At 71.2% G+C, this 11072-nt stretch carries 6 protein-coding genes; 4 read left to right on the top strand and 2 right to left on the bottom strand.

The window, feature by feature from the left end; translation table 11 throughout:
* Window positions 1–4 precede the first annotated feature (4 nt).
* Window positions 5–1264 carry an Hsp70 family protein gene (locus ACWER9_RS20525; RefSeq protein WP_452303343.1) on the bottom strand — a complete coding sequence of 420 codons (1260 nt, stop codon included), beginning with the start codon at window positions 1262–1264 and terminating at the stop codon, window positions 5–7.
* A 298-nt stretch (window positions 1265–1562) separates the two neighbouring features.
* Between ACWER9_RS20525 and ACWER9_RS20520 the strand changes: the two genes are divergently transcribed.
* From ACWER9_RS20520 to ACWER9_RS20510, 3 genes are all read left to right on the top strand, one after another.
* Window positions 1563–2447: an IniB N-terminal domain-containing protein gene (locus ACWER9_RS20520; RefSeq protein ID WP_452303342.1), complete on the top strand. Its 885-nt coding sequence runs from the start codon at window positions 1563–1565 to the stop codon at window positions 2445–2447.
* Between the two features lie 115 nt (window positions 2448–2562).
* Entirely contained in the window at window positions 2563–4419 is a 1857-nt protein-coding gene (locus ACWER9_RS20515) for a dynamin family protein (RefSeq protein ID WP_452303341.1), read from the top strand.
* Window positions 4416–5876, top strand: coding sequence for a hypothetical protein (locus ACWER9_RS20510; RefSeq protein WP_452303340.1), 1461 nt, complete (start codon window positions 4416–4418; stop codon window positions 5874–5876). Before ACWER9_RS20515 ends, ACWER9_RS20510 begins: the two co-directional genes overlap by 4 nt.
* A 53-nt stretch (window positions 5877–5929) precedes the next feature.
* On the opposite strand, the gene ACWER9_RS20505 is transcribed toward ACWER9_RS20510, so the two are convergent.
* Window positions 5930–6220, bottom strand: coding sequence for a DUF1540 domain-containing protein (locus ACWER9_RS20505; protein ID WP_452303339.1), 291 nt, complete (start codon window positions 6218–6220; stop codon window positions 5930–5932).
* Between the two features lie 358 nt (window positions 6221–6578).
* Here ACWER9_RS20505 and ACWER9_RS20500 point away from each other — a divergent pair, with 358 nt between their 5' ends.
* On the top strand, window positions 6579–10514 hold the full coding sequence (locus ACWER9_RS20500) for a ThuA domain-containing protein (RefSeq protein WP_452303338.1): 3936 nt from the start codon (window positions 6579–6581) through the stop codon (window positions 10512–10514).
* Window positions 10515–11072 lie beyond the last annotated feature (558 nt).

The raw sequence follows: 11072 nt of genomic DNA, 5'->3' as shown, positions 1-11072 counted from the left end.
TGTATTATCCTTCGCGTCCGCGGCCACGGGCCAGCGCCAGGCGGGACGGCTTCGGCAGTTCCAGTGGGAGGACCCGGACCGGGGGCCGCGGTGGCGGATCGCCCGGAACGGTGTGCTGGGGACGGCGCGGTGCCGGGAGGGTGGACCGCCCGGCACCGCTGACCGGGGCCGGAACGCGGGCCGGTGCCGGCTGACGAGGGCGTGGGGACACCACCTGACAGGCGGCCATCGCCGCCCCGGTGGCGGCGGTCAACTGGGCGTCCGGCTCCACCTCGACGGGCACCGGGAGGGCCGCGCTGATCAGCTCGGTCACGAGCGGCACCCGGGTGGAGCCACCGGCCAGCAGGACGCCGTCGAGCTGCGCCGGCGTCAGGTCGGCGCTGCGCACGGCCCGGAGCAGAAGGTCGACGGTGGCCTGCACCGTCGGGCGGATCATGGCCTCGAACTGGGCCCTGGTCACCGGCACCCGGGCCGGGCCGCTCGGCAGGGTCAGCACCACGTCGGCCGTGAGGTCGACGGTCAGCACCCGCTTGACCCGGTCGCACTCCGCGCGCAGCCCGCGCAGCGCGGCCTGGGCCCCGCGACGTCCGGTCGCGGCCAACTCCCGGGCCAGCACGGTACGAGAATGGTCGGCCAACGCCTCGTCGAAGTCGGCGCCGCCGATCGAGTCGAGGCTCTGCGGGGTGCCGAACGTCTCGTACGTGCCGCGCGGGGTGCGGCGCACCAGAGCCGCCTCGAAGCTGTTGCCGCCCAGGGCGTAGACCACGGCGGTGCTGCCGGAGAACCCGCGAGCGGCGTGGCTCTCGGCGACCGTGACCGTGCGGGGCAGCAACGTCACGTGCCGCAGGCCGAGACTCGACAGGGCCCGGTGCAGCACGTCCCGCCGGTAGGGGCGCCACCCCGCCGGGTGGCTGAGCACGATCGCCTCGGCCGCCTCACCCTCCAGGGCGTGGACCCGCTCCACCACCCACGCCGCCAGCTCGGCGGTAAGCGTCTGCGGCGCGCACGGTTCACCACCGAGGAGCACCGGCACGTCGTCGCCGATCCGGTGGACGAAGTCGCGGGTGGTGCGGCTGCCGTCGTCGGTATCGGGCTCGCCGACCCGCAGCGAACCGTCCTCCGTCAGGCAGAGCACGGACGGCATGAGGTGTGAGCCGGCGCTCAGCGGGACGGCCTCGGGACGTGCCCAGGTCGCGCCGCGCCGCCGCGCGACGGCGGCCGCCGTGTTGCTGCTTCCGATGTCTATCCCCAGGACGTACGGCATCGTCTCTGTCTCTCCCCGTGAGTCGGCCGGTCGGTGGCGATGGCGTCGGCTGCCCGACGACCCACCCCCGGCGAACCCCGCGGGCTCCTACGTTCGTACCAGAGATCAGTCCCTGGTCGGGACCCTAATCTCGTCGGGACGGTTTCCCCCTGTCCCCCTAACGTACGAGGTGGCGCAGCCCCTAGTTCAACCGGCCCGGATGCGGGCTCAGCCCCGATGCCCGGGGGTGGGCCCCGGCAATAGCGTCACTGTCGACGAACGACACCCCGCCAATGCCACATCCGAGGAGAACCGGCACATGGACTCGCAGCAGACGCTCCACGACTTCGTGCTCGACCTACTGACGAACCCGGACGCGCGGTCGGCTTTCGACCTCGACCCCGAGGGCGCGTTGCGGGGCGCCGGGCTCACCGACATCACCGCTGCGGACGTGCAGGACGTCGTACCGCTGGTCGTCGACTACGCGCCGGGTGCGGGTCTCGCGCCGCTGGCCTCGCCGGTCGAGCAGCTGGGTCTGAACCCGCTGCTCACCGACACCACCGACGTGGTGGGTCAGTTGCAGAGCGTGGCGCAGCAGATCAGCGTCACCAGCTCGCCCAGTGGCGTGGACGTCAAGGCCGGCGTGCTCGGCGCCATCGCGGTCGACCCGTCGACCGCCGCCGCCGGGGTCACCGTGCTGCCGGGCATCGGCCTGGGTGTCGGTCCGTCCGGCCTCGACACCGACCTGGCCGGCGTTTCGGACGTGGCGCACACCCTCGACGCCGACGTGGTGCAGCCGGTGGACGCGATCGCGGACCCGGTGCTCGGCGACGCCACCGGGACCGTCGGCGACCCGAGCGGTCTGCTCGACGTCACCGACTCGAACCTGATCGGCGGCGACCTGACCGGCGGTGTCCTCTCCGGCACCCAGGGTCAGCTCGGCGGGGTCGTCAGCTCCCTCGGTGTCGACGACACCCTTGGCGGGCTGGGCCTCGGGCACGGCGACGGCATCGTCGGTGGGGTCCCGCCGCTCGACGTGCCGTCGACGGTGGGCGGCGTGACGCACCAGGTGGACAGCCTCCTCCCCGGTGTCACCGACACGGTCGGTGACGTCACCGGTGGGGTCACCGATGGTGTGCTCGGCGGCGACTCGCACGCCTCGTCCGATCACGGGCTGCTGGGAATCACCGGCGGTCTGCTCTGATCCGGATCTCCGGTCGGAGCGAAGGGCCGGATCGTCTCGGGCGATCCGGCCCTTCCCGGTTCCACCCCCGGTCCCTCTTGATAATTGAGCCGAAATCCGCACACTTGGTGCGGTGATGGCCGGGATCTGGTTGGACGTGCTGGACGAGATCGCCCGTACGTGCACTGCCCACGGTCGCGGTGACCTTCTCCAGACGGTGCGGCAGAAGCGTGCGCAGCTGCTGGACCCGACGCTGCGTGTCCTGGTCATCGGTGAGCCGAACCAGGGCAAGAGTCAGCTGATCAACGCGATCATCAATGCTCCGGCCTGCCCGGTCGGCGACGGTCGTACGACCGTCCTGCCGACCGTGGTGCGGCACGCCGAGGCCCCCACCGCGGCGGTGGCGCAGGCGCCGCCACCGGCCCCGGGGCACGCCGCCGGCGCCGCCGCCGCGGTCACCGTCGAGCGGACTCCGGTGGCGCTCAACCAGGTCGCGGCGGGTGTGGCCGGCCTGGTCGGGCGTCGGCCGGGCGGCGGGCCGGCGTACGTCGAGATCGGCCTTCCCCGCGCACTGCTCGGCGCCGGGCTGGTGCTTGTGGACACTCCCGGCACCGACGACGTGGCAGGTGTCGGCGCCGCCGCCTCGGTCGCGGCGCCCGCCCGCGCGGACACCGTGCTGCTGGTCTCCGACTCGACCCGGGAGTTGTCGGTCGCCGAGCTGAACATGCTGCTGCACATCATGCGCTCGCACCCGAACGTGGTCGTGGTGCAGAGCAAGACCGACCTGGCGGCGGACTGGCGCACGGTCGCCGAGCGCAACCGGCAGCACCTGGCCGAGGCGGGCATCCCGGCGACGGTGATTCCGGTCTCGGCGGCGCTGCGACTGCGCGCCGCCGCGGCCGACGACCGTGGTCTCAACGCCGAGTCCGGTTTCCCCGCGCTGATCGCCCGCCTGCAAGGTGACCTGGCCGGCAAGGCCGACCACCTGGCCCGGGCGGCCGTGCAGACGGTGGCCCGGACGGTGGTGGAGCAGTTGGCCGCGCCGCTGCGCGCCGAGTTGGCGACTCAGGAGGCCGAGGAGCAGTCCGGGCCGATATCCCGGCTGCACGCGGCGCAGCGTGAGGTCGACGAGCTGCGCCGGTGCTCCACCCGGTGGCAGAACACCCTTACCGACGAGATCACCGACCTGCTCGCCGACCTGGAGTACGACCTGCGGGACCGGACCCGTCAGATCCTGCGCGCGGTGGACGAGGCGTTCGACACCGCTGATCCGTTGGTCGCCTGGGACACCTTCCAGGACTGGCTGGAGCGCAGCCTGGTGGAGGCGGCGGAGGCGAACCACGAGTGGCTGGTGCAGCGCTGCGACTGGATCGCCCGGAGGGTGGCCGCCAACTTCGACAGGTACGGCTACGACGTGCTTCCGCCGTGGTCGATGACGGTGCCGGACGACATCGGCGAGCGGCTGCCCGAGCTGCAACGGCCGACGATCGACAGGTTCACCACCGGCCAGAAGCTCTTCACCGGCATGAAGGGCTCGTACGGCGGCATGCTGATGTTCGGTCTGGCGACCACCCTTGCCGGGATGCCGATGATCAATCCGGTCTCGGTCGGCATCGGTGCGCTCTTCGGCGGCAAGAGCATCCGCGACGAGAGCAAGCAGTTGCTCCGTCGCCGGCAGGCGACCGTCAAGACGGCAATCCAGCGGCACGTCGACGACTTCTTCGTCCGGATCATCCGGGACTGCCGTGACGCCGCCCGGCAGGTGCAGCGGATGCTGCGGGACCACTTCACGGGGCTGACCGAGGAACTGCAGGAGGCCATCGTGCAGTCGTTCCGCAGTGCCAAGCAGGAGGCCGACACCGATGCCTCCCTTCGTGAGCAGCGGCAGCGCGAGATCCGGTCGAAGATGACCCGGTTGGCGGCGGTGTACGAGCAGGCCCAGCAGTTGACCGGCGCCCGGTCCGCCCCGCTGCTGTTGGAGCCGCAGGCATGACGGTGGGGGTGCGCCTGGATGAGGCGGCGTGGGGGTTGCTGCACCAGGCCATCGAGCTGTACCAGGACAACCCCGGGGCTGTCGCTGAGCTTCGGCACCAGGTGGCCCGGTTGGAGCAGCCGCTGCGGATCGCCATCGTCGGCCCGTGGCGCTCGGGCAAGTCGACGGTGCTCAACGCGTTGATGGGCGAGGAGGTCGCGCCGGTCGAGCGGGCGGACGGCGCCTTCACCTGGTACGAGGACGGTGCCGCGCCGCGCGCCACCGCCTACCCTGTCGGGCAGCCGCCGCAGGAGTTGGCAGTGGTGAAGTCGGCGACCGGGCTGCGGGTGGATCTGGGCTGGGGCGCGGGGGATGTGCGGGACATCGTGGTGCGGTGGCCGACCCGGGCGCTGCGGCAGATCACGCTCATCGACACCCCTGCGGTCACCGGCAGTGTCGAGCAGGGCCGGGTGCCGGTGTTGGAGCGGGTCCTGCGGGACTCCGACGCGGTGTTGTACCTGACCCGCGACGGTCGCGACAGCGATCTGCGGGTACTGGAGTCCGCACGGGACAGCGCCGTCGGGCAGTCCGCTCCGGTCAACGTGATCATGGTGTTGTCCCGCGCCGACGAGACCGGGGGAGGCCGGATCGACGGCCTGCTCACGGCACGCCAGCTCGCTCGCCGGCACTACCGCGACCCGAGGGTGAACGCGCTCAGCGTCAACGTCGTGGCGTGCAGTGGAATGATCGGCCTGGCCGGCCGGATGCTCGGCGAGTCGGACTTCGTCGCGCTCGCGACCCTGGCCCAGGTGCCCCGGGCGGGGCTGGACGTCCATCTGATCTCCGCCGACCGCTTCCTCGGCGGTGACCTGCCGGTACGGCTGGACACCGAGGTGCGCGCCGCGCTGCTGAGCCGGTTCGGGATCTTCGGCGTCCGGCTGGCGACCACGCTGGTGCGCAGCGGGTTCGACAGCAGGGTGAAGCTCTCGGCCGAACTGATCCGGCGCAGCGGTCTCACCGAGCTGCGCGAGTCGGTGACGCGGTGCTTCATCGACCGCCGCGAGGCGCTGAAGGCCCGCTCCGCGTTGGCCGCGGTGGAGGCGCTGCTGCGGGCCGAGCCGACCCGGGGGTCCGCCGAGTTGGTCGGCGCGGTGGAGCAGATCCTCGCCGGGGCGCACGAGTTCCGGGAGCTGCGCCTGTTGGTGGCGCTGCGGAACACCCGGCTGGGGTTCGACGCGGAGTTGGCCGCCGAGGCGCAGCGGCTTGTCGGTGGCGACGGAGTGGGCCTCGCGGCCCGGCTCGGTGTCGAGCAGGAGACCGACGTGCAGCGGCTCTGGGAGGTCGCTGCCGATGCGCAGTGGCGGTGGCGGGACCGGGCGGAGGACCCGCTGCTCCCGCTGGCGCAGCGGCGCGGCGCTCAGGTCGTCGTCCGCAGTTGCGAGGGGATGATCGCCGAGCTGGTCGCGGGCGGCCGCTGACCGTGGGTGAGGGACGGCCGTCGTGGCCGCCCCTCAAGCGCGTCGCGCCGCGCTCAGCGCGGCTCGTACGTCTGGCAGTCCGCGATGTCCTGACCGGGACCCACCCGGATGGACGGCGCGTGGCACTCCAACTCGGCGTTGTGCTTGCAGTCGGCGCGCTTGCAGGCGCCGACCTGGGCGATGACGCGATCCAGGCCGCCCTTCGCCGAGGTGTCGATGAACGTGGCGCAGTTGGCGTTCTGCTGCCCGATGGTGATGGCGAACGCGTGGCAGCCGTCGTGGTTGTAGCCGCAGTCGGTGACGGTGCACTCGTGGACCCGCGGCATCTCCAGCATGTCGGTCATAGCGATCTCGCTTCCGTCGGTGGTGCGGGTCATCCCCATACCCGGCTCCGCAGGGGCAAATCGTCATCAGACCTGTCTTTCAGGGATCTTCTGGATAGGCGAGCCTTGCCTAATGCAGCGGCCCGCCCGCCGCAAGGCGGGCCCGAGGTGCCGCCTAGCCCGGTTCGTGGCCCGAAAATCGTTATTCGATCTCACTCCGCACGGTCGCCTGTGACCTGCAGAGAAAGCGCTCTCACGGATGGTGGGAGAGTGCTTGACGCGCCCGTGATCCAGACGCAACGATGCATTTACATTTCCCGCTCCACCGCCAGGCGTGATCGGCGCACGCCGCCCCCCGCACCGCGAAAGGACCCCCACCGTGCGCAGATCCCTGAGATCGTGGCTCGGCGTCGCGCTGAGCACGATCCTCGTGGCGGCCGGCATCGTCGCCGCACCACCCACGGCCAGCGCCGCACCGTTCAGCGTGCTGGTCTTCAGCAAGACCGCCGGCTTCCGGCACGGCTCCATCACCCCGGGCATCGCCGCGATCCAGCAGCTCGGTGCGGCCAACGGCTTCACCGTCGAGGCCACCGAGGACGCCACCCAGTTCACCGACGCCAACCTGGACCGATTCGCCGCGGTCATCTGGCTCTCCACCACCGGCGACGTGCTCAACGCCGCCCAGCAGGGCGCGTTCGAGCGCTACATCACCGGCGGCGGCGGGTACGTGGGTGTGCACTCCGCCTCCGACACCGAGTACGACTGGCCCTGGTACGGGGGACTGGTCGGGGCGTACTTCGCCTCGCACCCGGCCGAGCAGACCGTCACCGTGAAGGTCGCCGACCAGGTGCACCCGTCCACGGCGGGGCTGCCGCAGCGGTGGAGCCGGTTCGACGAGCTGTACAACTACCGCACCAACCCGCGCGGCAACGTGCACGTGCTGGCCACCCTCGACGAGACCACCTACACCGGCGGGAGCATGGGTGCCGACCACCCGATCTCCTGGTGTCAGAACTACTCCGGCGGCCGAGCCTGGTACACCGGCCTGGGGCACACCGACGCGTCGTACACCGAGGCGAACTTCCGGCAGCACCTGCTCGGCGGCATCAGGACCGCGGCGGGAGAGGTCGACGCCGACTGCGGTGGCACCGTCACCAGCAGCTTCCAGCAGGTGGAGCTGGCCAAGGGCGCGGCCGAGACCGGTGAGCCGATGAGCCTCACCGTCCTGCCCGACCGGGGCGTGCTGCACACCTCCCGCAACGGCGTGATCCGGCACACCGACGCCGCCGGCAACACCAAGGTCGCTGCCACCCTGCCGGTCTACACCGGCGACGAGGAGGGCCTGCAGGGCATCAAGGCCGACCCGAACTTCGCCACCAACCGCTGGGTGTACGCCTACTTCGCCCCACCACTGAGCACCCCCGGCGGCGGTGCTCCGGCCACCGGCACCCCGGCCGAGTTCGCCGTCTGGGAGGGCGTCAACCGGCTTGCCCGGTTCACCGTGAACGCGGACAACACCATCAACCTGGCCAGCGAGACGCTGATCCTGAACGTGCCGACCAGCCGGGGCATGTGCTGCCACGTCGGCGGGGACATGGACTTCGACGCCGCCGGCAACCTCTACCTGTCCACAGGTGACGACACGAACCCGTTCGACTCGGCCGGCTTCACCCCGATCGACGAGCGGTCCGGGCGCAACCCGGCGTTCGACGCGCAGCGCACCTCGGCGAACAGCAACGACCTGCGCGGCAAGGTGCTGCGGATCAAGCCGAGCGCGGCCGGCGGCTACACCATCCCGACCGGCAACATGTTCGCCCCGGGCACCGCGCGGACCCGCCCGGAGGTCTACGCGATGGGCTTCCGCAACCCGTTCCGGATGAGCGTGGACAAGGCCACCGGCATCGTCTACCTCGGTGACTACGGCCCCGACGCCGGCACTGCCGACCCGAACCGGGGGCCGGCGGGCAACGTCGAGTTCGCCCGGATCGACCGGCCCGGCTTCTACGGCTGGCCGTACTGCACCGCCCGTAACGACGCCTACAACGACTACACCTTCCCGTCCGGGCCGTCCGGGGCGAAGTTCAACTGTGCCGGCGGGCCGGTGAACAACTCACCGAACAACACCGGCATCACCCAGCTGCCGCCGGCCGTCCCGGCCTGGTTGCCGTACGGCGGCTCCGGCTCGCCGCCGGAGTTCACCGGTGGTGGCCTGTCGCCGATGGGCGGCCCGGTCTACCGGTACAACCCGAACAACACATCGCCCGTGGCGTTCCCCGAGTACTACGACGGGACCTACTTCGCCGGTGAGTTCGGTCGCCGCTGGATCAAGAACATCAAGCTCGACGCGTCCGGCCAACCGCTGAAGATCAACCCGTTCCCGTGGACCGGCACCCAGGTCATGGACATGGAGTTCGGCCCGGACGGCGCGCTCTACGTGCTCGACTACGGCACCGGTTGGTTCAACGGCGACGCCAACTCGGCGCTCTACCGCATCGAATACGCCCGCGAGGGCAGAGCGCCCGTCGCCAAGGTCTCCGCGACCCCGACCAGCGGCACCGCGCCGCTGACCGTGGCGTTCTCCTCGGCCGGCACCCTCGACCCGGACGGCGACCCGTTCACCTACGCCTGGGACTTCGACAACAACGGCACCACCGACTCGACGGCCGCGAACCCCAGCTTCACGTACACCACGAACGGAACCCGCAGCCCGACGCTGACGGTCCGGGACACCACCGGCAAGACGGCCACCGCGAGCGTGGTCGTCACGGTCGGCAACAGTGCCCCGGTGGTCACCGTCAACACCCCGTTGAACGGGCAGACCTTCTCCTTCGGGGACGCGGTGCCGTTCTCCGTCACCGTCACCGACGCCCAGGACGGTGCGATCAACTGCGCCCGGGTGAAGGTCAACTACGTCCTCGGCCACGACTCGCACGGCCACCAGCTCGGCAGCGTGCAGGGCTGCTCCGGGGTCATCCAGACCTCGAAGGACGGCGAGCACGACTCGGCGGCGAACATCTTCGGCATCATCGACGCCGAGTACACCGACCTGGGCGGGGGTGGCCAGCCGGCCCTGACCACGCACACCCAGGCCGTCCTGCAACCACGGGTACGCCAGGCCGAGCACTTCGGTGACTCGTCCGGCGTCCAGATCGTCGCCGGGGCGGCGGGCCACGGCGGCGCGGCCGTCGGCTACATCGACAACAACGACTGGATCTCGTTCCGCCCGTACAACCTGACCGGCGTCCAGTCGTTCAGCGCCCGGGTCGGCGCGCCGGCCGGTGGTGGCGGCACGTTGGAGTTGCGGGTCGACTCGCCCACCGGCCCGCTCGTCGGTTCGGCCACCGTCACCTCCACCGGCGGGTACGCCACCTTCGCCACGGTCACCGGCGGGGTCACCGCCCCGACCGGCACCCGGACCCTGTTCCTGGTCTTCAAGGGCACCGGCCCGTACTTCGACATCGACGAGTTCACCCTCTCCACAAGCCCCGGCGGCCCGGGCCCCGACCCGGACCCGGATCCCGATCCGGGCGCCAACCTGGCCCGGGGCAAGCCGGCGCGCGCGTCGAGCTTCGAGGGCGCGTTCGTCGCGGCAAACGCGTTCGACGGCGTGGCCGGCACCCGGTGGGGCAGCGCCTTCGGTGACCCACAGTGGATCGACGTGGACCTCGGCGCCTCGTACGCCATCAACCGGGTCAAGCTGACCTGGGAGGCGGCGTACGGCAGCGGCTACCAGATCCAGACCTCACCGGACGGCGTCAACTTCACCACGATCCGTACGGTGACCGGCGGCGACGGCGGGGTGGACGACCTGACCGGGCTCAGCGGCTCCGGCCGGTACATCCGGCTCCTCGGCACCGCCCGGGGGACCGCCTGGGGCTACTCGCTGTTCGAGTTCGAGGTGTACGGCGGTACCGGCACCCCGACCGGCGGCAACCTGCTGCTGAACAAGCCCACGACGACGTCGAGCAACGAGGGGGCCGACGTGTCCGGCGCCCAGGCCGTCGACGGCAACCTCGGCACCCGCTGGTCGAGCACGTTCTCCGACCCGCAGTGGATTCGGGTCGACCTCGGCAGCGCCACCGCGATCGGCCGGGTCAAGCTGAGCTGGGAGGCCGCGTACAGCAGCGCGTACCAGATCCAGACCTCGAACGACGGCACCACCTGGACCACCGTGAAGACGGTGACCGGGGCCGACGGCGGCGTGGACGAACATGCCGGGCTCGGTGCCAACGGCCGCTACCTGCGGATCTACGGCACCGCCCGGGGCACCGGCTACGGCCACTCGCTCTGGGAACTGGAGGCGTACGCGAGCTGAACCACCACCTGGGTCCGCCCTCACCTCCGATCGGGGGGTGGGGGCGGACTCGCCTCGATCACTTGATGCTCAGAAGCGCCCGTGGACTCCTGCCAACTACTCCTCATCGAGTGATTACGGTGTGGCCCTGCGAGCAGGGTCTGCCCGGCGGCCGCCGATCACAGGCAGCGCGCCTAGGCGTCGACGCGCGGCTTGGCGATTGTGCAAATGAGGGATCTCTAGTAAACCTGCGGCCGGTTTCCGGCCACCCGGTACGCCTTCAACCTGTCGTGCGCCCACTGGAGTTCCGTGCACCCCTCTGGTCGGCAGCGCCGACACACGCCGCCTGCCTGGTGCTCCGCGATGGTCTGCCGGGCCAGCATCGGCACCCACACCGACCGGGGCAACTCTCGCTCGATCACCTGCCGTGCTCCCGGAGCGTGTCCCGTGCCCACGTCAACATCTCGCACCGGCCGTCCTGGCACTGCCTGCAGCCACCGGTGGCCCGGTGCTCGCTCGGTGGCTCGTGATGCTGAGTGATCACCCGTTGAGCGGTCCAGATGACCAGCGCTGGCGTTA

This window comes from Micromonospora sp. NPDC003944, assembly GCF_053605225.1.
This window is presented reverse-complemented; position numbering and strand designations above follow the sequence as displayed.

Bases quoted from the DNA above. Each gene is read 5' to 3' on its own strand.
- ACWER9_RS20525 (WP_452303343.1), bottom strand. From the start codon at position 1,264: ATGCCGTACGTCCTGGGGATAGACATCGGAAGCAGCAACACGGCGGCC.
- ACWER9_RS20520 (WP_452303342.1), top strand. From the start codon at position 1,563: ATGGACTCGCAGCAGACGCTCCACGACTTCGTGCTCGACCTACTGACG.
- ACWER9_RS20515 (WP_452303341.1), top strand. From the start codon at position 2,563: ATGGCCGGGATCTGGTTGGACGTGCTGGACGAGATCGCCCGTACGTGC.
- ACWER9_RS20510 (WP_452303340.1), top strand. From the start codon at position 4,416: ATGACGGTGGGGGTGCGCCTGGATGAGGCGGCGTGGGGGTTGCTGCAC.
- ACWER9_RS20505 (WP_452303339.1), bottom strand. From the start codon at position 6,220: ATGACCGACATGCTGGAGATGCCGCGGGTCCACGAGTGCACCGTCACC.